Genomic DNA, 22,114 nt, shown 5'->3' on the forward strand with positions numbered 1-22,114 from the left:
CTCGGGCCATCTTGCCAACCGGCCCGCAGCGTGTCACGCGAGGGAGTCTAAGGGCACGGGTTGCGCTCGCGACGCCGGATGAGAGGGAGGTCGCACGAGGAAGTGACGGCGAACATGTGACCGTATGCCCGATGGGCGCCCCGGTTCCGGCCCCGGCTCCCCAGGACCTTCGCGGGACCTTTACGAGGCCGGTGATTCCGCCAAGAAACACCATGAGAAGCACCGAAGCCCCTACTGAAGCGAATCCGAGGGCGAACCCGAGGCCGAACCGACGCTCGGCAGCAGGGGCACCATCCGGTCCCACCGCCCGATCTCGCACCCGTTGCTGCGGTCGTACGAGGCGTCGACCGGGCGGCCGGCCCAGGTGCCGGTCACGTGGGCGGTGGTCGGGCCGCCGTAGAGCATGGTGCAGCTGCTGCCGGAGGCCACCGGGGCGAAGGTGTCGCGCCCCCAGCGAGTGTTCGAGTCGAGCACCCGGCAGGCCCCCGCCACGTCCGGGTGATTCCCGGCCCCGGGATGACAGGACACCTCGTACGTCCCGTCCCGCTCCGCGCCGGCGTGCTCCACGACGACGGTGAGGTGATCACCGCCCCGGTCCTCGGGCCGCACGGGCGGGGGCAGGGCGGGAGCGGCGGGCGCGGCAGCGGCGGCGGGTACGGCGTCGAGGCCGACCAGTGACAGGACCGAGAACGAGAGCGAGGCGGCGGCGGTGCGGGACACCGCCAGTGCGCCCCGCGGGGCGATCGACAAGACAGAGACCATGCCCTGCCCAACGCGCGCGCCCCCCGGACGTTGCGCCGGGCCCCGGACCTGCCGCCCCGCCGGGGAAGCCCTTTGCCCTGCGGCCCCCGCGCCTAGTACCGTGGGAGCCGATTGGTGACACCACGCTCGACTGTGTCATCATCTGCACGCACCGATCGCGCGCTCGCGCGAATGGTTGTGCTGGAGGCGTCGCCTAGTCCGGTCTATGGCGCCGCACTGCTAATGCGGTTTGGGCCTTAAAGCCCATCGAGGGTTCAAATCCCTCCGCCTCCGCACCGATCCCGAAGCCCCGGTCCCCAGGACCGGGGCTTCGGTGTTCCCGGGGTGTTCCGCGGACGAACCCGGACCGTCCGCGGATCTTCCTCATACCCGCCAGATCAGTGTTTTCGCAGGTCACAAGGGGTGCGTGAATCGGATTTCACATGACGGCGGCAGTCATGTAATGTTCTTCCTGTCGCCGCGAGCGGGCTGAAAGGGCCGGGAGCGAAGACGAAAAACAAGCACTCGTAGCTTAACGGATAGAGCATCTGACTACGGATCAGAAGGTTGCAGGTTCGAATCCTGCCGAGTGCACACAGGTTGAAGGCCCCGGAGAGATCCGGGGCCTTCGGCGTTCCAGAGGCATGCGGCAGCTCTACAGCAACCGCGCCTCGGCAGACGTAGGCTCGGCTGATGACCTTGAAATGGCACCATGTCATCGTCCACGCGGCAGATCCGGCGGCCCTGGGGCAGTGGTGGGCCGAGGCTCTTGGTTGGGTGGTGGTCCACACCTCTGATGTGGAGTTCGCGATCCGCCCGGAGCCGGACAGCTCGCCGGGGTTGGAGTTCGTCCTCCTCGACGAGCCCAAGAAGGGCAAGAGCCGACTGCATCTCGACTTCGTGCCCGATGATCAGGACGCCGAGGTGGCTCGCCTCGAAGCCCTTGGCGCACAGCGTGTCGATATCGGTCAGGGCGACCAGTCGTGGGTTGTCATGGCAGACCCCGAAGGCAACGAGTTCTGCCTCCTCGGCCGACGACCTCAGTGAAGCCGAGCCGGTGTCCCAATGGCCTGACGTGGTGATCGAACGCCGGCCAAGGAAGGGCCCGGGGACTTCGCTCCGGGCCCTTCGCTGTCCCCAGGACGGCTCGATCAGGGCTGGATCGAGCCCTCGGGTGAGCACTCCATCGCGTGGTACTTCGGGATCGTGCCGCAGATGGTGATCGTGGTCGGCGGCGCTCCGTCGGCCACGGCGAGCATGCTCGTGTACGTGTCGCGGTCCACCCGGATCGTGGCGGACTGCTGAAGGTCGTACTTGTCCTTGATGGTGACGGAGTCGCCCACCGCGCCGTTCTCGATGCGCCCCCAGACCGAACCGCAGGCCCGGCTGTAGCGCAGCTCTATGTGCATGCCGCGCAGCCAGGTCTCCCGGGCGGTCGTCGCATCCCACTGGCAGTCCATGGCCTGGGGGTCGCGCCGCAGGCAGGTGTCGTGGGAGCAGCCGGCGCTCGGGGGCTTCGGGCTGTGCCGGGCGAGGTTCTCCCCGCGGGAGGCGGAGTCCGTGCCGTCCGAGCGGGAGGTGGCCTGCGCTCCGGTGAACACGGCCACCGTGACCAGGCTGCCCGCGAGGGCCCCGGTGGCGACCAGCCCGGCCCGGCGCAGGTTGGTCCGCCAGGTCCGGGTGGTGGTTTTCCCGTCCCGGTCGGCGGACGCGGACTCGGACGCGGAGACCGGTTCCGGTGGCGGACCGTCCACCGTGGTGTCGTCCACCGGGGCCTTGTCGGCGGAGGTCCCGGCGGGCGAGGTCTCGTTGTCCGTGGTGGTGGCGGTCGCCGGTGTCCCGGCCGGCGGGATCCCCTCGGGGGGACTCTCGTCCACCGTGGTCTCGTCGCCGAAGTCTCCCGCTCCCGTGGCTTGTTCCAGCAGCCCCGTCAGGTACTCCGCGTCCGCCTCCATGACGGCCGCGAACTCCTGCAGGGCGACCGGGGTCGGCAACTGCTTCCCGTTCAGGAAGCGTTCCCAGGACGAACGGCTGTAGTGGGTCCTGTCCGCCAGCCGACCGAAGCTGAGCCCGGACTCCTGCTTCAGCCGCCGCATCTCGGCGGCGAGCCGTTCTCTGCCGGACGGCTCGCCGCCACCCCCCTGATCACCAGACATCTACTGTCCCCCCTGTTTCGGTCACGATCAGTTTTCGGTCACTATCAGTGCAGTTGAGCGGGGAGATTATCGCGCGTAGGTAAAGGGGACTGTCCGCCGCGCGGGCGTGACTCTCCCCTCTTCCGGTGTCCCTCCTCACCCCCTCCCCGGCCGTCTCAGGGGCGTCCCGCCCAGATGCGGGACGTCGTCGGCCGTCTCGGGACGCCTCGCGGCCGGGCAACTCCCCTCCGCTGACCTACATTCGAGGCCGCGAGCCCCCGCGCAGCCGTTCGACCAGGCTGCCCGCCCGCCGCGTTCGTGCGACGCGGGCCGCTCGTTCCTCACTCCTGGCCGGCCCCTGGCCTCAGCGGGCCAACTCCCCTTTGGCGGCGAACATGTCAGTGCAAGGTCCTTCGTTCGACGAGGTCGTGGCGGCCTCCGTGTCACGTCGCCACGTCATGGTCGGCGGCACCGCGGCCCTCGCCGCCTTCCTCGGCCTCTCCGCCTCCGCTCCCGCCTCCGCCGCCCCACAGCCGGAGCCGCCGGCCGGAGCGAGAGGGCGCCTGGGCTTCGCCGCTGTCCGGGCGAGCACGGCGGACACGGTGACCGTGCCGGGGGGCTACTCGGTGCAGACGCTCGCGCCCTGGGGGCAGCCGGTGCGCGGACACCGCCCGCGCTGGCGCGCCGACGGCGGCAACAGCGCCGCCGAGCAGGCCCTGCAGATCGGTACGCACCACAGTGGGGTGCACTTCTTCCCGTACGACAACGGCCCCCGCGGCAACCGGCGTGGGACGCTCGTGATCGGGCACGAGGCCACCGACGCCGCGCTGCTGCACCGCGACGGCGGTGCCGAGACGACGCGGGAGAAGGTCGCCAAGTCCCTCGCCGCGCAGGGCCTCAGCGTGCTGGAGGTGCGCGAGAGCGGCGACACCTGGACCGTCGTCGACTCCGCGCACAACACACGTGTCACGGGCACCACCCCGGTCACCTTCTCGGGTCCGGTACGCGCCGACCATCCCGCGCTGCGCACCGGTGCGGCCCCGGTGGGGACGCTGGGCAACAGCTCGTACGGCGTGACCCCTTGGGGCACGTACCTGAGCTGTGAAGAGAACGTCAGCGGCTACTTCGGCACCGACGACCGCGGCTGGCGGCCCACCCGGGCGCAGAAGCGGTACGGCATCGGCGCGGCCGGCCACGGCCACCGCTGGCACCGGGCCGACCCGCGCTTCGATCTCGCGGTCAACCCGGGCGAGGTGAACCGGTTCGGCTGGGTCGTGGAGATCGACCCGCGCGCACCCCGTGCCACCCCGGTCAAGCGCACCGCACTGGGCCGTTTCCAGCACGTCGGCGCGACCGTCACCGAGGCCGCCGGCCGGGTCGTCGTCTACAGCGGCGACGACGAGAACGGCGGCTACCTCTACAAGTTCGTCAGCCGGGACACCTGGCGCCGGCTGCGCGCGCGTGGCCTCAGCCCGCTGGACCACGGCACCCTGTACGTGGCCCGGTTCGAGGACGACGGCACGGGCCGCTGGCTGCCGCTGACGCACGGCACGGGCCCGCTCACCCCGGACAACGGCTGGCAGGACCAGGCCGATGTCGTGCTGCGGGCCCGGCAGGCCGCGGACACGCTCGGGGCGACCCCGCTGGACCGGCCCCAGCAGACCTCGATCGTTCCGGCCGACGGAACCGTCTACCTCGCCCTCGCCAACAGCCCCGGCGGCCGGCACTGCGGCTCCGCCTCGGGTACCGCGTGCCGCCCCGCGGTCGGTCCGCGCGACTCCAACCCGTACGGGCACATCGTCCGTTGGCGGGAGGAGGCTGTCGACGGCGGTAGCGGCGACGGCACGGTGTCCGGGTTCCGCTGGGACGTCTTCGTGCTCGCCGGGGACCCGGCCCACGACGAGAGCGTCGGACTCGACGACACGAGCGTGTTCGGCTCGCCCAAGGGCCTGTGGTTCGACGCCGACGGGCGGCTCTGGATCCAGACCGGCGTCTCGTCGTACGCCCTGAACCGTGCCGAGACCGGTCACGAGCGCCTCGGGAACAATGCGGTGCTCGTCGCCGACCCGGCCACCGGCGAGATCCGCCGCTTCCTGACCGGCCCGCGCGGAGCGGAGATCACCGGCGTCACCGCGACCCCCGACCGGCGCACCCTCTTCGTCACCGTCCAGCACCCCGGCTCACGTACGGCCGCGTGGGGTGCCCCCACCCCCGACGACCCGTGCGCGGTCAGCGACTGGCCCGACCGCGATCCGCAGGGCCGGCCGCGCTCGGCGACGGTCGTGGTCCGGCGGGTGGACGGGGGCGTGATCGGCGGGGTGTGACCGCCGATCACGAGAACTCACCGCAGCACGAGTCCAGGAGCCCAGGAGAACGACATGGTTGACATCATTTACCGCGACGAATGGGGTGCGCTGCCCCCGAAGAAGATCGACCCGGATTCCTTCATGCCGTGGCTGGGCGGAGTCGTCGTCCATCACGAGGGGGCGGGCAATGTCGCCACTGACCCGCACGACCGATGCGCCGGACAGGTCAGGGACATCCAGAAGAACTCGATGTACTACGACCTCATCGACGAGCTCGAGCTGGATCTCAGCAAGACGGGGATCATCCGGAAGGAACCGGCGTACGACGACATCCCGTACAACTTCGTCATCTGCCAGCACGGCGTCGTTTTCGAGGGACGCGGGTTCGACCGGCGGTCCGCGGCGAACGACAAGGAGGTCCCGGGCTCCAATCAGAACTACTACGCCATCCTGGGCCTGATCGGCGCGGACGACCCGGTCACTCCCGAAATGGCCCGGGCGTTCAAGGAAATGATCAAATTCCTGCAGGACCGTGACGCGGGCTTCCAGATCAAGGGCCACAAGGACGTGCGCACCACCTACACGGCCTGCCCCGGAAACCTCTATCCCTACGTCCAGCGCGGCGACTTCATCACCCCGGGATCGGGTACCGGTGCCGGACCCGACGACACGCTTTACCTCTATTCCCGCAGCCAGTGGGGCGCACGGCCGCCGAAGGACATCACCCCCGTGGATCTGAGCGCCAGAACGGGATTCACCGTCCACTACTCGGACGGCCCGACGACCCAGACGGTCCGGCAGATCCAGAACTACCACATGGATTCCAACGGTTGGTCCGACATCGGCTACAACTTCCTGGTGGACACGGAAGGCCGGATATTCGAAGGCCGGGGCTGGTACGTGCAAGGTGCGCACGCCTACGGACACAACACCAGCCATATCGGGGTCTGCTTCATCGGTGAGAGCGGCGACGCGACGGACCACGCGCTGTCCGCCATCCGCGCCCTCTACGAGGAAGCGAATCTGATGACCGGCCGTACGTTGGAGAAGACCTATCACGGCGGCCTGCCCGGCAATTCCACCGACTGCCCCGGCGCCCAGCTGCGCGCGTGGGTGCAAGGTGGCATGGTGGCGACGGTCCGCTCCATCGAGTACGGGACGGCGGGGGTCACCGGTGACTCCAGCGGCGCCTCCGGCGGCGGCATGACCCAGGTCCGCTCGGTGGCCGCCCAGCAGCAGGCCGTCAACGGCCTCGGCTACAGCCCGGCGTTGGACGTCGACGGCCTGTGGGGGCCGAAGACGGACGCGGGTGTGCGCTGGCTCCAGGACAAGGTCGGCACGGGCGCCGACGGTCTGTGGGGTCCGGGGACCGAGGCGGCGTACAAGGCCTACACGGGCGGGGGCTCGGGCGGCGGGGGCGGCGGTATGACGTCGGTGCGCTCGGTGAAGTCCCAGCAGTGGGCGGTCAACGGCCTCGGCTACAGCCCGGCGTTGGACGAGGACGGCCTGTGGGGGCCGAAGACGGACGCGGGTGTGCGCTGGCTCCAGGACAAGGTGGGCACATCCGGTGACGGCCTGTGGGGTCCTGCCACCGAGTCCGCCTACTTCGCGTACATCGACGACGGCGCCGGTCTGACCGTGGACGGAAGCTTCGGGCCCGCGACCATCAGGGCCACGCAGCGCGCGATCGGCGTCACCGTGGACGGCCAGTGGGGCACGGAGTCCAAGCGCGCGCTCCAGCACCACCTGAACGTGTGGGCGGGAGCGAGTCTGACCGAGGACGGCATCACCGGGCCGGCCACGTACAAGGCCCTGCAGAGCCATCTGAACAAGATGACCGGCGCCGGTCTGACCGTGGACGGGGCCTGGGGCCCCGCGACGGTGAAGGCGCTGCAGACCGCGCTGAACCAGGGCAGGTTCTAGGTCCTGCGCGGTTCGGGGCGCGTCAGTGGCTGTTGCGGAAGCCGATGAGCACGGCGCCCCACCAGCAGGCCTGGGAGACCAGGGCCGTCGCGGCTCCCCGAGCCAGGAGGCGCGTGGTGAGGGCGGTGGTGCTCCGCTGTGCCATGCGTCTGTCGAGGAGCCCGGCCTGCAGGCCGTTGAGGGTGAGGGCGAGCACCAGCCCCAGCTTGATACGGGTGGGGGTGGAGCCGAGGTCCGGCTGGAGCATCACGCCGCTGACCACGAGCCCCGCCAGGCCGGTCCAGATCGGGACGTGGAGGCGGGCCGTGCTGGTGAGGGCGTCGTGCAGGGTGCACCGGCCGGTCAGCCACAGCAGTGCCCAGTAGTCGGCCATCAGGACGGCTCCGAAGCCGAGGGCGAGCGAGGCCAGGTGGGCGAAGAGCGCCACGGTGCGCAGGGCGGCGTCCACGTGCAGGTGCGCGGATATCCACGCACAGGCCGAGAGGCCGAGGCAGGCGGCGAGTGCGGCGGCCGCGACCGTCCACCAGGTGTCGTAGAAGCCCAGTCGCCGCAGGGGCGCTGCCTGAGAGGACACGGAGGGCTCCGAGGGCAGCACGGACACAGACGACTCCTTGGACATTCCCAGCTTGACTTAGGTAAGGCTCACCTAAAGATGATTTTGAGTCAAGGCCGGAATATGGAGGGAGGGTCTCAGCACTCCTCTGCCGGGTCGTTCCGGTTCAGCTTCTCCAGGTAGTCGTGGGCCAGCGCCGTCGCCCGGGTGAACCAGTCCGTGATGACCGCCAGTTCCCCGGGGGAGTAGTCGGCGAACAGGCTCGTCAGGCGCTTGTAGTGGCCCGCGTACACGGCCTCGACGCGGGTCACGGCGGCCGGTACGGCGGCGACGCGCACCCGGCGGCGGTCCGCGGGGTCGGGGCGGCGGGTGACGTAGCCGGCGCGTTCGAGGCGGTTGAGGATGCCGGTCACCGCGCCCGTGGTCACGTGGGCGCGGGCCGCGAGGTCGCCGGCCGTGAGCAGGTCCTCGCCGGCCTCCAGGACGAAGGCGAAGCAGGTCAGGTCGGTGACGTTCAGTCCCAGCCGCCGGGCCAGCTCCTGTTGTCCGATCAGGTGGGCGGCGATGAGGTGGTCCATCGCCGACAGCGCCTGGCCCGGGGTGGCAGGCGGTCGGGGTGTGCCGTCCATCTTTCGTAATCCCTTAGCTCGTGAGATATTCGGGTCGTAAATGTCTTAGCCCGTGAGGGATCTTGCCCTGGAGGCGGTTCCATGAGTCTGTACGACGAGGGTCACACGATCGCCGGTTGGACCGGCGTCGCCATCGCTGCCGTCGGAAGCGGCGGGGTGGGGTTGGGGGTGTGCACGGCCTCCGTGCCGGCCGTCGTGGGCGGACTGGTGATCGTGGCCGTGAGCGCCCTGGTCACCTGGCTCCTCCACCTGTCCGGCTGGGGCAAGCCGCCGGGTGTGCGGCCACGCGACCAGTGGGGGATGCGGGTCCGCGACACCCGGGCCCGGGAGGGACACACCGGATGCGTGGCGTGCCGGTTGGCGGGGCGGGGGCGGAGCGCGGCGAACGCGGCGCCGGTGCCCGTGGCGCAGGGCGAGGTTCGCGCCGAATCGTAGTACCCCTCCGGGCCGCCCGCAGGGCGCTGTCAGTGCTCTCTTCTAGGCTCGGGAGCGATGGCACACGTGTGGAAATGCTCCGGACTGCGCTGGACGCCGGACGGCCCCGTGCTGGTGTGGGACGGCGGGCGGCGCAGTGCGCTGCCGTGGGGGAAGCGGGTCGCGTTCGGTGTCGCCGAGGGCGCGGCGCGGCGGTGCGTGGGGGCGCGGGGGCATGTGTGTCCGGTGGGGGCCGTGGTGCCGGGGCGGAGCACGGGGGCCCGGTGCGAGGGGTGTGCCCGGCTGGACCGGGCGCACTCCGTGGCCGCCGACACCATGGCCGATGATCCGCGGCCGTACCACGTCTATCTGGCCTGGTTCGGGCCCGGCATGGTCAAGGTCGGCATCACCGCCGTCGAGCGCGGTTCGGCGCGGCTGCTGGAGCAGGGTGCCGTCTGCTTCAGCTGGCTGGGCTCCGGTCCGCTGATGGCGGCCCGGCGCACCGAGGAGCTGCTGCGCGCCGCCCTCCAGGTCCCGGACCGGATTCCGTACGCCGAGAAGCGTGCGGTGCGGGCGGTGCTGCCGGAGACCGAGGGTGAGAGGGCCGCCGAAGTGCGGGAGTTGCACGCGCGTGCCGTCGTACTCGGCGGGTGGCCCGAGTCGTTGACCCGCGAGCCGTGTCGACCCGTCGATCACGTCAGGCACTTCGGTCTCTCCCGCCCGGAGACCGCCGTCGGTGACGTCGTCGAGCTGGTTGCGGGCGGGGCCGTCAGCGGTGAGCTGGTCGCCGCCGCCGGGCCCGATCTGCATCTGGCGGTCGGCGACCGTGGGGTCGTCGTCCTCGACACGCGGCTCATGACCGGGTGGGAGCTCATGCCACTGCCGAGGGAGGTCAGTGCTTTCACGGTCCCCACAAGGGAGTTCAGGACGGAGCAGGACGGGCTCTTCTGACCACGGCTCGAAGGTCAAGACTTGGATCCCGTACGGATCCCTTTGGGCAAGGTCCATGGACCACCGCCGTCGCCCGCGGGCATCGTGGCCGACATGAGCGAAAACCCTCTTGCCCCTGTCAGTCCCGTCCCCGCCCCCGCCCCGACCCCTCCCGTCGAACCCCCTTACTACGTAGTCGTTTTCACCTCCGCCCGCACCGACCTCGACCCCGACGGCTACACCGACACCGCCCACCACCTCTCCGGCCTCGTCCGCAGCATCCCCGGCTTCCTCGGTGAGGACTTCGCCCACACCCCCGGCGGACTCGCGATCTCCGTCGCCTACTTCCGGGACCTCGCCGGGATCGAGGAGTGGCGCCGGCACCCCGAGCACCTGGACGCCAAGCGGCTTGGGCGGGAACGGTGGTACGAGCGGTACGTGATCCACATCGCCCGGGTCGAGAGCAGCCACGGGTTCGCGCGTGCGTGAGTGGTTCCCAGGCATTCCCTGAGAGGCGCCTGTGCGTTTCTTAGGGAAATCACAGATTCGTGAAAGCGTGTTCTCAGAGGACCCCGACATGGTGTCCACCATGACCACGACCTCGCCCCAGGGGCGCACCGAACTGCTGAGGCCGGACGGGAGCCCCGTCCGAGTGCTTGTGGTGGACGACGAGCTGTCGATCACCGAACTGCTGAGCATGGCCCTTCGATACGAGGGCTGGCAGATCAGGAGTGCGGGGGACGGCCAGGGGGCCGTCCAGACGGCCCGTGAGTTCCGGCCCGACGCCGTCGTGCTGGACATGATGCTGCCGGACATGGACGGGCTGACCGTCCTCGGGCGGCTGCGCCGCGAACTGCCCGACGTGCCCGTCCTCTTCCTCACCGCCAAGGACGCCGTCGAGGACCGTATCGCCGGCCTCACCGCCGGCGGCGACGACTACGTCACCAAGCCGTTCAGCCTGGAAGAGGTCGTGGCGCGGCTGCGGGGGCTCATCCGCCGGTCCGGGGCCGCCGACCGGCGGTCCGACTCCGTGCTCGTCGTGGGGGACCTGACCCTCGACGAGGACAGCCACGAGGTCTCGCGGGCCGGGGACTCCATCCACCTCACCGCCACCGAGTTCGAGCTGCTCCGCTTCCTCATGCGCAATCCGCGGCGCGTGCTCAGCAAGGCGCAGATCCTGGACCGCGTGTGGTCGTACGACTTCGGCGGGCAGGCCAACGTGGTCGAGCTGTACATATCGTATCTGCGACGGAAGATCGACGCCGGGCGGGAGCCCATGATCCACACCCGGCGTGGGGCCGGTTACCTGATCAAGCCCGCCGCGTCATGAGCGGGCGACGACGGCCGCGTCCGCAGAAGAGAAGAGCGGGACAACCGCGCACCCTGCGGACGCGGCTCGTCGTCGCGTCCGTGGTGCTGATCGCCGTGGTCTGCGCGGTGATCGGCACCGTGACCACGCTCGCGCTGCGCACCCATCTGTACGACCAGCTGAACCACAAGGTCGACGAGATCGCCGGGCGTGCGGCGGGCGGCCGGCTGCCGGACGGTACGGAACCGGGCGCCCCGACGGCACCCGAATCACCGTCCAAGACCGGCACCACGCCGAGCGAACGGATCGAGCACCTCCTGACCTTCGGCCCGACGCAGCCCAACACCGTCGCGGCGTACGTACAGAACGGTTCGATCGCCAGCGCCGGCAAGGCCGTGCAGCTGAACGACAGTTACAACCGGTTCCGCAAGATGAGCGTCGTCGGTCTCACCGCCGCGCAGAAGCGGGCGCTGGCCACGGTGCCGAAGGACAGCAAGGCGCACACGGTGGAGCTCCCCGGTCTCGGGGACTACCAGGCCGAGTTCAAGGTGAGCCCCGACGGCAGCGACGCCTACTACGTCGCGCTGCCCACCAAGGACGTCGACGACAACATCGACACCCTGATCGTCGTCGAGGTCTGCGTCACCGTGGCGGGACTGATCGCCGCCTCCCTGGCCGGTTTCGTCATCGTCGGCGTGGCCACCCGCCCCCTGCGCAAGGTCGCCGCCACCGCCACCCGCGTCTCCGAACTCCCCCTGCACACCGGCGAGGTGAACCTCAGCGAGCGGGTCCCGGAGTCGGAGTGCGACCCGCACACCGAGGTCGGCCAGGTCGGCGCCGCGCTCAACCGGATGCTCGACCATGTGCACGGCGCCCTGCACTCCCGCCAGCAGAGCGAGACGCGGGTACGGCAGTTCGTCGCCGACGCCAGTCACGAGCTGCGGACTCCGCTCGCCTCCATCCGCGGCTACGCCGAGCTGACCCGGCGCGGACGGGAGCAGGTCGGGCCCGACACCCGGCACGCGCTGGGGCGGATCGAGTCCGAGGCCGGACGGATGACCCTCCTGGTGGAGGATCTGCTGCTGCTCGCCCGGCTGGACGCCGGCCGGCCGCTGCAGTTCGAGCAGAGCGACCTCATCCCGCTCGTCGTGGACACCATCAGCGACGCCCGCGCGGCCGGCATGGACCACAACTGGCGGCTCGACCTGCCCGACGAGCCCGCGCTCGTGTCCGCGGACGCGGCCCGGCTGCAGCAGGTGCTCGTCAACCTGCTCGGCAACGCCCGCAACCACACCCCGCCGGGTACGACCGTCACCGCGCGCGTGCAGCGGCGCGGTCCCTGGATGTGCATCGACGTCGAGGACAACGGGCAGGGGATTCCGCCCGAACTGCTCCCGCACGTCTTCGAGCGGTTCGCACGCGGGGACTCCGCGCGCTCCCGCACCACCGGCTCCACCGGGCTCGGCCTCGCCATCGTGCAGGCCGTCGCGGCCGCGCACGGCGGCGCCGTGACCGTGGACAGCGGGCCCGGACGCACCGTGTTCACGGTGCATCTGCCGGCGCTCGCCCCGCAGCCGGAAATGAGCTGGCAACAGCACTCACAGGCACAGCACAGTGCCACCACATGGGTGCAACAGGGCGCCTGACGAAAGTCGGTTCCATGCGAACCGACTCTTCTCCCGGCACCCTGCCGGCGCGGGAGCACCTCCCGGCCGGAAACGCCGGTACGCCTGTCCTGGACGTAGTGATCCCCGTCTACAACGAGGAGAAGGACCTCCAGCCGTGCGTGCTCAGACTGCACGATCACCTCAGGCGCACCTTCCCGTACGCCTTCCGCATCACGATCGCGGACAACGCGTCCACGGACGGCACCCCGCTGGTGGCGGCGCGGCTGGAGGCGGAGATCCGCGAGGTCGCCAACTTCCGGCTGGAGCAGAAGGGCCGCGGACGCGCCCTGCGGACCGTGTGGTCGGCGTCCGAGGCGCCGATCCTCGCGTACATGGACGTCGACCTGTCCACCGACCTCAACGCCCTGCTGCCGCTGGTGGCACCCCTGATCTCGGGCCACTCGGACCTCGCGATCGGCTCCCGGCTCGCCCGTACCTCCCGGGTCGTGCGCGGCCCCAAGCGTGAGTTCATCAGCCGGGCCTACAACATGATCCTGCGCGGCTCGCTGCAGGCCCGCTTCTCGGACGCGCAGTGCGGCTTCAAGGCCATCCGGCGCGATGTCGCCCAAGTGCTGCTGCCGCTTGTGGAGGACACCGGCTGGTTCTTCGACACCGAGATGCTGGTGCTCGCCGAGCGGGCGGGGCTCAGGATCCACGAGGTGCCGGTCGACTGGGTCGACGACCCCGACTCCACCGTGCACATCGTCAAGACGGCCACCGACGACCTCAAGGGCGTGTGGCGCATCGGCAAGGCACTGGCTGGTGGTTCGCTGCCGCTGGACCGGCTCACCCGGCCCTTCGGCGACGACCCGCGCGATCGCGACATCCAGGACGTGCCGGGGGGCCTGGCCCGCCAGCTCGTCGGGTTCTGTGTGGTCGGCGGCCTGTCGACGCTCTTCTACCTCGTGCTCTACAGCGTCTTCCGGCAGTTCTCCGGCTCGCAGGTCGCCAACGCGCTCGCCCTGCTGGTCTCGGCGATCGCCAACACGGCCGCCAACCGCCGGCTGACCTTCGGGGTGCGTGGCCGGGGCGGCGCCGTCCGGCACCAGGCGCAGGGCCTGGTCGTCTTCGGTATCGGACTCGCCCTGACCAGTGGCTCCCTGGCCGCCCTGAACGCGGCCACCGGCGACCCGGCGCACTCCACCGAGCTGGCGGTGCTCATCGCCGCCAACCTCGCGGCGACCGTCCTGCGCTTCCTGCTCTTCCGCGCCTGGGTGTTCCCGGACCGCCGGGAGTCCGGCCGGGAATCGACGGTGGTGGCGGCACACCACCCGTCCTCGCCCACCTACAGCACGACGGCTCCGTACGCACCGCTCCCGCAGCGCCCGGTGCCGTACCAGCAGCCGTACCAGACCACCCAGGTCCGCGCCGGTGAAGCCGCGGACGGCAGCTGGAGGGACGTCACCATGCGGCTGCAGCCGGTGCGCCCTCACGACACCGACCCGGGGGAGCCCCGATGACCACCCACTACGACCGGCCGGCCACCCAGCAGGACAGCCCCGGCGACTGGGGCCCGCCGCCGACCGCTCCCCCGCAGGCCGGTGAGCCGCGGCAGCCCGTCGTACGGAGACTGTGGCGCGGCCGCCCCGAGGACCCGCGCTGGGCACGCCCGGCTTTCCTCGGCCTGCTCGCCCTCACCCTGGTCACCTACCTGTACAACCTGAGCGCCTCCGGCTACGCCAACTCCTTCTACTCGGCGGCCGTCCAGGCGGGCAGCAAGTCCTGGAAGGCGTTCTTCTTCGGCTCGCTGGACGCGGGCAACGCCATCACCGTCGACAAGCCCTCGGCCTTCATGTGGCCGATGGAGCTGTCGGTGCGGATCTTCGGCCTGAACTCGTGGGCGATCCTCACCCCCGAGGTCCTCATGGGCGTCGGCACGGTGGCGGTCGTGTACGCGGGTGTACGGCGCCGGTTCAGCCCCGCGGCCGGACTGATCGCGGGCGCGGTGCTCGCGCTCACCCCCGTCGCGGCGCTGATGTTCCGGTTCAACAACCCGGACGCGCTGCTGGCCCTGCTGATGGCGCTGGCCTGCTACTTCGTCGTGCGTGCCGTCGAGGACGGGCGGACCGGGTGGCTGGTGTGGGCGGGTGCCGCGATCGGCTTCGCGTTCCTCGCCAAGACCCTGCAGGCCTTCCTGATCCTGCCGCCGCTGGCCGTCGTGTACGCGGTCTGCGGTCCGGTGAGGCTGCGCAAGCGGCTGGTGCAGCTGGGCCTGGCGACCGTCGCGCTCGTCGTGGCCGGCGGCTGGTGGGTCGCGATCGTCGAGCTGTGGCCGGCCTCCTCCCGCCCCTACATCGGCGGTTCGCAGAACGACAGCTTCCTGGAGCTGACCTTCGGCTACAACGGCCTCGGCCGGATCAACGGCGACGAGACCGGCAGCGTCGGCGGCGGCAACGGCTCCGGCCGCTGGGGCGCCACCGGCTGGGACCGGATGTTCAGCTCCGAGATCGGCAGCCAGATCTCCTGGCTGCTCCCGGCCGCGCTCATCCTGCTGGCCGCGGGTCTGTGGGCGACCCGCAGGGCACGCCGTACGTCCGCCACGCGCGCCTCGTTCCTGGTGTGGGGCGGCTCGCTGCTGATCACCATGGTGGTCTTCAGCTACATGGCGGGCATCTTCCACCAGTACTACACGGTGGCCCTCGCCCCCTACATCGCGGCCGTCACCGGCATGGGCGCCGGGCTGCTGTGGGAGAAGCGGAAGGAGACCTGGGCGTCGCTCACGCTCGCCGCCGCCGTGGTGGCCGCGGCCGCCTGGGGCTACGTCCTGCTCAACCGCACCTCCGGTTACCTGCCCTGGCTGAAGTGGCTGGTCCTGATCGGCGGGCTCGCGGCCGCGCTCGGACTGGTCTTCGCCGGCCGGATCTCGCGCCGGCTCGCCCTCGGTGCGGCGGCGGTGGGCCTGGTGGCCGCGCTGGCCGGTCCGACGGCGTACACCCTCAGCACGGTGAACTCCGCGCACACCGGCTCCATCCCGACGGCCGGCCCGGCGGGCGCGAGCATGATGGGCTTCGGCGGCGGACGTCCGGGCGGCGGCAACGGCGGCGGGACGGGCGGCGGCTTCGGCGGCGGAATGCCGGGCCGGCAGGGCCAGCAGGGCCAGCAGGGCCAGCAGAACGGCAACGGGAGCATGCCGGGCGGCCAGGGCCAGGGCTTCCCCGGCGGTGGCATGCCCGGCCGGAACGGCAACAGCCAGGGGCAGGGCCAGAGTCAGGGCCAGGGCCGGCAGAACGGCAACGGCTTCCCGGGCGGCGGCCTGCTGGGCGAAGGCGGCCGTATGGGCGCCGGCGGTGGCGCCGGCGGCCTGCTGAACGGCGCGAACGTCAGCTCCGCGGCCAAGAAGGTGCTGGAGAAGGACGCGGACCAGTACACCTGGGTCGCCGCCTCCATCGGCTCCCAGAACGCCGCGAGCTACCAGTTGGCCACCGGTGACCCGGTGATGGCGATCGGCGGCTTCAACGGCACCGACCCGTCCCCGACGCCGGCCCAGTTCAAGAAGTACGTGGCGGACGGAAAGATCCACTACTTCATCGCCGGCGGCGGTATGGGCGGTGCCATGGGCGGCAGCAACAGCGGTACCTCGTCCCGGATCACCTCGTGGGTCGAGAGCAACTTCAAGAAGGTGACGGTCGGTTCGGCCACCTTCTACGACCTCACCCAGAAGGCCGGTGACTGAGCGGGCCGGTAGCGGACGGAAACGTGCTGTGCACCGTATGGCGACGCCCATACGGTGCACAGCACGTCCGTTTCCCAAGGATGCTGGTCGCGGGGCTCGCCCCTCGGGCCGGCCGCACATCTAGCATCTTGAAGGGGGCCGCAGTGCGAGAAAGGTGCGTCGATGGCGAAGGGCGATGCGCGGTCGGCGCGGGCCAGCGTGTGGTTGGAGGGGAAGGCGCGGCGTGGTGGGCGCAGCGCGCAGCCCTCGGGGCTCGACCGGGAGCGGATCACCGCCGTGAGCGTGCGGCTGCTGGACGCCGAGGGGCTGGCGAAGTTCTCCATGCGGCGGCTCGCCGGTGAGCTGAACGTCACCGCGATGTCCCTGTACTGGTACGTCGACACCAAGGACGATCTGCTCGAACTCGCCCTGGACGCGGCCTACGGCGAGCTGCTGCTGCCCGTGTCGGAGGACACCGCCGGCTGGCGGGAGCAGCTGCGGGCGCTGGCCGCCGAGTACCGGGCGCTGCTGGTGCGCCATCCCTGGATGTCGCCGCTGGCCGGCCGGTACCTCAACATCGGCCCCGAGTCGCTCGCCTTCTCGCGCAGTGTGCAGCGGGTCGTCCGGCGCACGGGGCTGCCCGCGCACCGGGTGACGAGCGCCATCTCGGCCGTGTTCCAGTTCGTGTACGGCTACGGCACGCTGGAGGGCCACTTCCTGTCCCGGATCGCCGACTCCGGCCTGCCCCCGGACGACTACTTCCAGCAGGCCATGAGCTCGGCCCGGCAGGACCCCGAGGCCGCGGACTACCTCCAGGAGACCAAGGAGATCATGGACGCCCGCGGCGGCGACACGGTCGCCGAGATGATGGACCGTGACTTCACCTTCGCCCTGGACCTGCTGGTGGCCGGGATCGAGGCGATGGTCGAGCGCGGCTGACTACTCCGAGACCAGCCGCGCAGGGAACCCACCGGTCGCCACCGGCCCCCACCGCTCCGGGGTGACCCGGATGATCGACTTGCCCTGCTTGATCATGGCCGTTCGGTACTCGTCCCAGTCGGGGTGCTCGCCGGCGATGTTGCGGTAGTACTCGACCAGGGGTTCCACCGAGTCGGGGGCGTCGACGACCTCGGCGGTGCCGTCGATCTGGACCCAGGGGCCGTTCCACTCGTCGCTCAGGACGATCAGGCTGACCCGAGGGTCGCGCCTGGCGTTACGGGTCTTGGCGCGCTCGGGGTAGGTGGAGACGACGATCCGGCCCGAGTCGTCCACCCCGCAGGTCAGCGGGGAGCCCTGGGGGCTGCCGTCGGTGCGGCGGGTGAGCAGGATGGCGCGGTGGCGGGGGCGTACGAAGTCCAGCAGTTCGGCCTGCGAGACCTGGGTGTTCGTCGCGATGTCGGGTGCCATGGGCGCAGCCTAGAGCGACCGGGGCCCGGTGAGCCTGACCCTGCCGGGCTCAGGCTCACCGGCGCGCCTCAGACGGCGGGCAGTGCGTCGCCCTGCACCGCCTGGATGTCCAGCTCGACCTTGAGGGTCGTGCCGATGGCGGCGATGCCCGCCTGGAGGACCTGGTTGTAGTTCATCGCGAAGTCCTCGCGGTGGAGTTCGGTGGTGGCGCGGAAGGCGGCGCGGGTGCCGCCCCACGGGTCGGCGCCGGTGCCGAGGTAGGCCAGGTCCAGATCGACCGGCCGTACGACTCCGTGCATCGCCAGCTCGCCGTGGACCGTCCAGCGGTCCGGGCCGGCCTGGGCCAGTGCGGTGGAGCGGAAGGCGATCTCCGGGTGCCGCTCGACGTCGAGGAAGTCGGCGGACCGCAGGTGCGTGTCGCGCATCCCGTTGCCCGTGTCGACGGAGGCCGCCCGGATCACCGCTTCCACGCGGGACCTGGTGACGTCGTCGGGGGCGATCTCGATGGATCCGCCGAACTCCGTGAACCGGCCGTGCACGCTGGAGATGCCCAGGTGCTGGGCGACGGCGGCGACGGAGGAGTGCACCGGGTCGATGGTCCAGAGGCCGGGCGGGGGCAGTTCGGTGCCGCCCTGCCGGGCCAGGGTCACCGTGCCGACCTCGGCCCGGCCGCTCGCGGTGACGATCGCGCTGGAGGCGGCGGGCGCGTACCCGACGGCGGTCACGATCACCGTGTACGCCCCCGGCGCCAGCCCGTTGGCGTCCCGTACGGCACCCTCGGCGTCCGCCTCGGCCCGCAGCACCTGCGTACCGGTCATGTCGGTCACCGTGACGACCGCGTGCGACACGGCCCATCCGTCCCGGGTGCGGATCCTCGCGGTCAGTCCCATCCCGTTTTCTCCCTGCAAGGAATGACAAAGGCTTACAAATTGGTCGCATGAAACCGGCCCGTGGCGCGCGCATGGCGGTGCGCGCACCACGGGCCGGGGTCGAACTACTCGCCGAGGTGGGCGAGTTCGATGTCGTGGCCGTCGACTCCGGTGCCGGAGACGGTCAGGGCGGTGGCCGCCGGCGGGTAGCCCGTCGCGATGACGGTGTACTCGCCGTTGTCCAGGTCGGCGAAGGCGTACGCCCCGTCCGTCCCGGTGGTGGCGGTGCCGACCACGTTGCCCGCCGCGTCCACGAGGGTGACCCGGGCGTCGGCCAGCGGGCCGTGCGGGGCCCGCACGACACCCTGCAGCTGGGCGCCGGCGTCCAGGGCGAGCTCGATCCGGGTGACGCCGGCGGCGCCGATCTCGACCGGCAGGGCGCGCGGACGGAACCCGGCCGCGTTCACCGCGACGGTCACCACGCCCGGCACCAGCTCGGTGAAGGCGAACTCGCCCTGCTCACCGCTGGCCGCGGTGGCCAGCAGGTCCCCGCGCACATCGGTGACGATCACCATCGCGTCCTTGACCGGCAGCGCGCTCCCGGCCGCCCGGACCACACCGCTCAGCCCGCTGGTGCCGCTGAGCAGGATGTCGTACGACAGCGGCTCCTCGCCCACCACGATCGTGGAGGCCTGCGGCTGGTAGCCGTCGGCGGAGGCGATCAGCACGTACGAGCCCGTGCCCGGTGCGCTCAGCCCGTACGAACCGTCGGGCCGGGCGACCGCGCGGCCCAGCTGGCGGCCGCCGAGAGAGATCAGGGTGACCGCGGCCTGCGGGACCGGGGCGCTCTCGGCGCCGCGGACGAAGCCGTGGACCGGGGTGCCGCCGGAGGCCGGCTCGTCGGGGGCGGGCAGGGTGGCGACGGCGGTGAACTGATCGGTGGGGGCGGCTTCCGTACCGTCCTGCGGGTGCACGACCGGGGCGGCCCAGCTGGGCACCTTCTCCTCGGCGGGGGCGGTCTGCGCGACGGCGGCGGCGGGGGTCTCGGCCTTGGCCTCGGCGGCCTGGGCCAGGGCGCCCGTCGTGCGCAGCGGGACCTCCTTGATGAACAGGGTGACCAGGAAGGCGAGGAAGGCGATCGGCGCGACGTACAGGAAGATGTCGGCGATGCCGTGCCCGTAGGCACCCTCCAGCCAGGCGCGGATGTGCGCGGGCAGCAGGTCCATGTCCGGCAGCTGACCGGAGCCGCTGGCCTTGGCGGCCGCCAGCTGCTCCTTGGGGCTCAGCCGGCCGATCGTGTCCTTGGCGTAGTGGGTGATCCGGGTCGACATCACGGAGCCGAGCGCCGAGACACCCACCGCGCCGCCGAGGGAGCGGAAGAAGGTGACGACCGAGCTGGCGGCGCCGAGTTCGTGCGGGGCGACCTGGTTCTGGGTGGACAGGACCAGGTTCTGCATCATCATGCCGATGCCGAGGCCCATGACCGCCATGAAGATCGCGATCTTCCAGTAGTCGGTGTCGTACCGCATGGTGCCGAGCAGACCCAGACCGGCCGTCAGCAGCACACCGCCGGTGACCAGCCAGGCCTTCCACTTGCCGGTCTTGGTGATGACCTGGCCGGAGACGGTGGAGGAGACGAACAGACCGGCGATCATCGGGATCGTCATGACACCGGACATCGTCGGGGACTTGTCGCGGGCCAGCTGGAAGTACTGGCTGAAGAACACCGTGCCGGCGAACATCGCGATGCCGACGAAGAGGGAGGCGACCGAGGCCAGCGCGATGGTGCGGTTCTTGAAGAGGCGCAGCGGGATGATCGGCTCGCTGGCCTTCGTCTCGACGAAGAGGAAGATCAGCGCGAGCAGGAGCGCGCCGCCGACCATCGTGTAGGTCTGCCAGGACAGCCAGTCGTACTTGTCGTCGGCGAAGGTGACCCAGACCAGCAGCAGGCTGACGGCGGCGGTGATGAAGAAGGCGCCGGTCCAGTCGACCTTGACCTTGCGCTTGGTCTCCGGCAGGTGCAGCGTCTTCTGCAGCACGAGCAGCGCGATCAGCGCGAAGGGGATACCGACGAACAGGCAGTAGCGCCAGCCGAGCCAGTCGGCGTCGGTGATGACACCGCCGACGAGCGGGCCGCCGACGGTGGCGACGGCGAAGGTCGCGCCGAGGTAGCCGGAGTACCGGCCGCGCTCACGCGGGGAGATCATCGCGGCCATGATGATCTGGGCCAGCGCGGTCAGACCGCCGGCACCGAGGCCCTGGATGACCCGGGCGCCGATCAGCATGCCCGGGTTCTGTGCCAGACCGGCGACGATCGAGCCCGCGATGTAGATGACCAGGGCTATCTGGACGAGCGCCTTCTTGCTGACCAGGTCGGCGAGCTTGCCCCAGAGCGGGGTCGAGGCGGTCATCGCCAGCAGCGCGGCCGTGACGACCCAGGTGTAGGCGCTCTGTCCGCCGCCGAGGTCCTGGATGATCTCGGGCAGGGCGTTGGAGACGATGGTGGAGGACAGGATGGCGGCGAACATGCCGAGCAGCAGCCCGGAGAGCGCCTCCATGATCTGCCGGTGGGACATCGGGGCGTGCCCGGAGGCGCCTTGGGAGCCTCCCCCGTGCTTGGCGTGAGCCCGCACACCGGCTGGTGTGGTCGTTGCCATGGGCTTCCTTCTCTTACGTGCTTGCGGGTGTACGGGTGATCTCTTCGACTACGGGTGCGGGCAGCCGTGGCGGGGCGGACCGGCAGTCGCCGAAGCTGGCGCGCAGGCGCGTCATCAGCCGGATGAGCTGGCCGACCTCCTCGTCGGTCCAGTCGCTCAGCCGGTCGGCGAGCAGATGGGTGGTCCGCCGGGACAGCTCGTCGAGCTGCTCCAGGCCCGTGGGCGTCAGGCGCAGGATGCGCGAGCGCTTGTCCGCGGGGTCCGGTGACCGCTCGATCCAGCCGCGTGCGGCGACGTGCGCGACATGGCGGCTGGTGACCGACATGTCCACGGCGAGCAGCTCGGCGAGCTTGCTCATGCGCATGTCGCCGTGGCGACCGAGCAGGGTCAGCACGGCGGCCGAGCCGGCCGGGCACTCGGGCGGCAGGATCCGCCCCATGTCCCGTTTCACGGCTCCGACGGCACTGAGCTGACGCGCCAGCTCTTCGTACTGCGCCTGCCCGGCCATCACACCTCCCGTATTCGTTGCTTGGGGCAACCATAGATCTGTTGGTTGCTGCAGGCAAGCAAATCGGGGTGGGTTGGCGCAAAAACTTGGCAAAGACAAGTATTGCAACCGTAAATACGCAGGTGGGGGCGGGTGGCCTGCCCCCCTCTGTCCTGGTGGCCCCGCACTTGGGCCGGCCACCTGGATTCGCTAGTGTCTCGGGCCATGGCTAACACCCAGGGCCCCCAGGGCAACTACGACCCCGCCGGCAGCACCCAGATGTTCCGCGCGTTCGTCGACGAGGCTCCCCAGGGAGGCCGGCAGCAGGCGGCCACCTCCTCCGGCCCGCGCATCGGCCTGATCATCGGCGTCGTCGTCGCCGTGGCGGTCGTCGCCGCGGTGGCCTGGCTGGCGATCAAGTAAGGGCGCGACCCC

At 70.9% G+C, this 22,114-nt stretch carries 20 protein-coding genes and 2 tRNA genes; 14 read left to right on the plus strand and 8 right to left on the minus strand.

Annotated features, from left to right (window positions below):
- Nucleotides 1-231: 231 nt before the first annotated feature.
- A complete protein-coding gene (locus ACIRVH_RS15690; protein WP_403952888.1) occupies nt 232-762 on the minus strand; it encodes an SSI family serine proteinase inhibitor in 531 nt (176 codons plus the stop codon).
- Between the two features lie 182 nt (nt 763-944).
- Here ACIRVH_RS15690 and ACIRVH_RS15695 point away from each other — a divergent pair.
- The 3 genes from ACIRVH_RS15695 (at nt 945) to ACIRVH_RS15705 (ending at nt 1,788) form a co-directional block, all read left to right on the plus strand.
- A tRNA-Ser gene (locus ACIRVH_RS15695) sits at nt 945-1,035 on the plus strand.
- 227 nt (nt 1,036-1,262) lie between these two features.
- Nucleotides 1,263-1,335 (plus strand) — tRNA-Arg (locus ACIRVH_RS15700).
- A gap of 99 nt (nt 1,336-1,434) precedes the next feature.
- Nucleotides 1,435-1,788: a VOC family protein gene (locus tag ACIRVH_RS15705; protein ID WP_403952889.1), complete on the plus strand. Its 354-nt coding sequence runs from the start codon at nt 1,435-1,437 to the stop codon at nt 1,786-1,788.
- 104 nt (nt 1,789-1,892) lie between these two features.
- Here ACIRVH_RS15705 and ACIRVH_RS15710 read toward each other — a convergent pair whose 3' ends face one another.
- Nucleotides 1,893-2,897 (minus strand): helix-turn-helix domain-containing protein, encoded by a 1,005-nt coding sequence (locus ACIRVH_RS15710; RefSeq protein WP_403952891.1) that lies wholly within the window; start codon nt 2,895-2,897, stop codon nt 1,893-1,895.
- Between the two features lie 419 nt (nt 2,898-3,316).
- Between ACIRVH_RS15710 and ACIRVH_RS15715 the strand changes: the two genes are divergently transcribed.
- Nucleotides 3,317-5,200, plus strand: coding sequence for a PhoX family protein (locus tag ACIRVH_RS15715; protein ID WP_403952893.1), 1,884 nt, complete (start codon nt 3,317-3,319; stop codon nt 5,198-5,200).
- Between the two features lie 54 nt (nt 5,201-5,254).
- The gene (locus tag ACIRVH_RS15720; protein ID WP_403952895.1) at nt 5,255-7,105 is read left to right on the plus strand and encodes a peptidoglycan-binding protein; all 1,851 of its coding nucleotides are present in this window, start codon (nt 5,255-5,257) and stop codon (nt 7,103-7,105) included.
- A gap of 22 nt (nt 7,106-7,127) precedes the next feature.
- Here ACIRVH_RS15720 and ACIRVH_RS15725 read toward each other — a convergent pair whose 3' ends face one another.
- Together ACIRVH_RS15725 and ACIRVH_RS15730 are read right to left on the minus strand one after the other, a co-directional pair.
- Nucleotides 7,128-7,679: a hypothetical protein gene (locus ACIRVH_RS15725; protein WP_403952897.1), complete on the minus strand. Its 552-nt coding sequence runs from the start codon at nt 7,677-7,679 to the stop codon at nt 7,128-7,130.
- A gap of 116 nt (nt 7,680-7,795) precedes the next feature.
- A complete protein-coding gene (locus ACIRVH_RS15730) occupies nt 7,796-8,287 on the minus strand; it encodes a MarR family transcriptional regulator (protein ID WP_403952900.1) in 492 nt (163 codons plus the stop codon).
- Nucleotides 8,288-8,368: 81 nt separating this feature from the next.
- On the opposite strand from ACIRVH_RS15730, the gene ACIRVH_RS15735 reads away from it, so the two are divergent.
- The 8 genes from ACIRVH_RS15735 (at nt 8,369) to ACIRVH_RS15770 (ending at nt 17,198) form a co-directional block, all read left to right on the plus strand.
- Nucleotides 8,369-8,722, plus strand: a complete 354-nt coding sequence (locus tag ACIRVH_RS15735) for an HGxxPAAW family protein (RefSeq protein ID WP_403952903.1) — start codon at nt 8,369-8,371, stop codon at nt 8,720-8,722.
- A 57-nt stretch (nt 8,723-8,779) separates the two neighbouring features.
- Nucleotides 8,780-9,652, plus strand: a complete 873-nt coding sequence (locus ACIRVH_RS15740) for a DUF2797 domain-containing protein (protein ID WP_403952905.1) — start codon at nt 8,780-8,782, stop codon at nt 9,650-9,652.
- A 93-nt stretch (nt 9,653-9,745) separates the two neighbouring features.
- Complete coding sequence (locus tag ACIRVH_RS15745) at nt 9,746-10,120, plus strand: antibiotic biosynthesis monooxygenase family protein (RefSeq protein WP_403952906.1); 375 nt, start codon at nt 9,746-9,748, stop codon at nt 10,118-10,120.
- A gap of 100 nt (nt 10,121-10,220) precedes the next feature.
- Complete coding sequence (locus tag ACIRVH_RS15750) at nt 10,221-10,961, plus strand: response regulator transcription factor (RefSeq protein ID WP_186581467.1); 741 nt, start codon at nt 10,221-10,223, stop codon at nt 10,959-10,961.
- The gene (locus ACIRVH_RS15755; RefSeq protein WP_403952908.1) at nt 10,958-12,586 is read left to right on the plus strand and encodes an ATP-binding protein; all 1,629 of its coding nucleotides are present in this window, start codon (nt 10,958-10,960) and stop codon (nt 12,584-12,586) included. The genes ACIRVH_RS15750 and ACIRVH_RS15755 overlap by 4 nt, the downstream gene beginning before the upstream one ends.
- Nucleotides 12,587-12,600: 14 nt before the next feature.
- Nucleotides 12,601-14,067 carry a glycosyltransferase gene (locus ACIRVH_RS15760; protein WP_403952911.1) on the plus strand — a complete coding sequence of 489 codons (1,467 nt, stop codon included), beginning with the start codon at nt 12,601-12,603 and terminating at the stop codon, nt 14,065-14,067.
- The gene (locus ACIRVH_RS15765; protein WP_403952913.1) at nt 14,064-16,280 is read left to right on the plus strand and encodes an ArnT family glycosyltransferase; all 2,217 of its coding nucleotides are present in this window, start codon (nt 14,064-14,066) and stop codon (nt 16,278-16,280) included. Before ACIRVH_RS15760 ends, ACIRVH_RS15765 begins: the two co-directional genes overlap by 4 nt.
- Nucleotides 16,281-16,442: 162 nt before the next feature.
- Nucleotides 16,443-17,198 (plus strand): TetR/AcrR family transcriptional regulator, encoded by a 756-nt coding sequence (locus tag ACIRVH_RS15770; RefSeq protein ID WP_403952916.1) that lies wholly within the window; start codon nt 16,443-16,445, stop codon nt 17,196-17,198.
- Here ACIRVH_RS15770 and ACIRVH_RS15775 read toward each other — a convergent pair whose 3' ends face one another.
- The 4 genes from ACIRVH_RS15775 to ACIRVH_RS15790 all read right to left on the minus strand — a co-directional run bounded on the left by ACIRVH_RS15775 (nt 17,199) and on the right by ACIRVH_RS15790 (nt 21,700).
- Complete coding sequence (locus ACIRVH_RS15775) at nt 17,199-17,666, minus strand: PPOX class F420-dependent oxidoreductase (protein ID WP_403952918.1); 468 nt, start codon at nt 17,664-17,666, stop codon at nt 17,199-17,201. It lies immediately after the preceding gene.
- A gap of 68 nt (nt 17,667-17,734) precedes the next feature.
- Nucleotides 17,735-18,556, minus strand: coding sequence for a YceI family protein (locus ACIRVH_RS15780; RefSeq protein ID WP_403952921.1), 822 nt, complete (start codon nt 18,554-18,556; stop codon nt 17,735-17,737).
- A gap of 104 nt (nt 18,557-18,660) precedes the next feature.
- The gene (locus tag ACIRVH_RS15785; protein WP_403952924.1) at nt 18,661-21,192 is read right to left on the minus strand and encodes an MFS transporter; all 2,532 of its coding nucleotides are present in this window, start codon (nt 21,190-21,192) and stop codon (nt 18,661-18,663) included.
- A gap of 13 nt (nt 21,193-21,205) precedes the next feature.
- Nucleotides 21,206-21,700 (minus strand): MarR family winged helix-turn-helix transcriptional regulator, encoded by a 495-nt coding sequence (locus ACIRVH_RS15790; protein ID WP_403952927.1) that lies wholly within the window; start codon nt 21,698-21,700, stop codon nt 21,206-21,208.
- A 204-nt stretch (nt 21,701-21,904) separates the two neighbouring features.
- On the opposite strand from ACIRVH_RS15790, the gene ACIRVH_RS15795 reads away from it, so the two are divergent.
- The gene (locus ACIRVH_RS15795; protein ID WP_403952929.1) at nt 21,905-22,102 is read left to right on the plus strand and encodes a hypothetical protein; all 198 of its coding nucleotides are present in this window, start codon (nt 21,905-21,907) and stop codon (nt 22,100-22,102) included.
- The last annotated feature ends 12 nt before the right edge of the window (nt 22,103-22,114 follow it).

The organism is Streptomyces sp. NPDC101165 (assembly GCF_044768135.1).
Taxonomy (GTDB): Bacteria; Actinomycetota; Actinomycetes; order Streptomycetales; family Streptomycetaceae; genus Streptomyces.

Bases quoted from the DNA above. Each gene is read 5' to 3' on its own strand.
- ACIRVH_RS15690 (WP_403952888.1), bottom strand. From the start codon at position 762: ATGGTCTCTGTCTTGTCGATCGCCCCGCGGGGCGCACTGGCGGTGTCC.
- ACIRVH_RS15705 (WP_403952889.1), top strand. From the start codon at position 1,435: ATGACCTTGAAATGGCACCATGTCATCGTCCACGCGGCAGATCCGGCG.
- ACIRVH_RS15710 (WP_403952891.1), bottom strand. From the start codon at position 2,897: ATGTCTGGTGATCAGGGGGGTGGCGGCGAGCCGTCCGGCAGAGAACGG.
- ACIRVH_RS15720 (WP_403952895.1), top strand. From the start codon at position 5,255: ATGGTTGACATCATTTACCGCGACGAATGGGGTGCGCTGCCCCCGAAG.
- ACIRVH_RS15730 (WP_403952900.1), bottom strand. From the start codon at position 8,287: ATGGACGGCACACCCCGACCGCCTGCCACCCCGGGCCAGGCGCTGTCG.
- ACIRVH_RS15735 (WP_403952903.1), top strand. From the start codon at position 8,369: ATGAGTCTGTACGACGAGGGTCACACGATCGCCGGTTGGACCGGCGTC.
- ACIRVH_RS15740 (WP_403952905.1), top strand. From the start codon at position 8,780: ATGGCACACGTGTGGAAATGCTCCGGACTGCGCTGGACGCCGGACGGC.
- ACIRVH_RS15745 (WP_403952906.1), top strand. From the start codon at position 9,746: ATGAGCGAAAACCCTCTTGCCCCTGTCAGTCCCGTCCCCGCCCCCGCC.
- ACIRVH_RS15750 (WP_186581467.1), top strand. From the start codon at position 10,221: ATGACCACGACCTCGCCCCAGGGGCGCACCGAACTGCTGAGGCCGGAC.
- ACIRVH_RS15755 (WP_403952908.1), top strand. From the start codon at position 10,958: ATGAGCGGGCGACGACGGCCGCGTCCGCAGAAGAGAAGAGCGGGACAA.
- ACIRVH_RS15760 (WP_403952911.1), top strand. From the start codon at position 12,601: ATGCGAACCGACTCTTCTCCCGGCACCCTGCCGGCGCGGGAGCACCTC.
- ACIRVH_RS15765 (WP_403952913.1), top strand. From the start codon at position 14,064: ATGACCACCCACTACGACCGGCCGGCCACCCAGCAGGACAGCCCCGGC.
- ACIRVH_RS15770 (WP_403952916.1), top strand. From the start codon at position 16,443: ATGGCGAAGGGCGATGCGCGGTCGGCGCGGGCCAGCGTGTGGTTGGAG.
- ACIRVH_RS15775 (WP_403952918.1), bottom strand. From the start codon at position 17,666: ATGGCACCCGACATCGCGACGAACACCCAGGTCTCGCAGGCCGAACTG.
- ACIRVH_RS15780 (WP_403952921.1), bottom strand. From the start codon at position 18,556: ATGGGACTGACCGCGAGGATCCGCACCCGGGACGGATGGGCCGTGTCG.
- ACIRVH_RS15785 (WP_403952924.1), bottom strand. From the start codon at position 21,192: ATGGCAACGACCACACCAGCCGGTGTGCGGGCTCACGCCAAGCACGGG.
- ACIRVH_RS15790 (WP_403952927.1), bottom strand. From the start codon at position 21,700: ATGGCCGGGCAGGCGCAGTACGAAGAGCTGGCGCGTCAGCTCAGTGCC.
- ACIRVH_RS15795 (WP_403952929.1), top strand. From the start codon at position 21,905: ATGGCTAACACCCAGGGCCCCCAGGGCAACTACGACCCCGCCGGCAGC.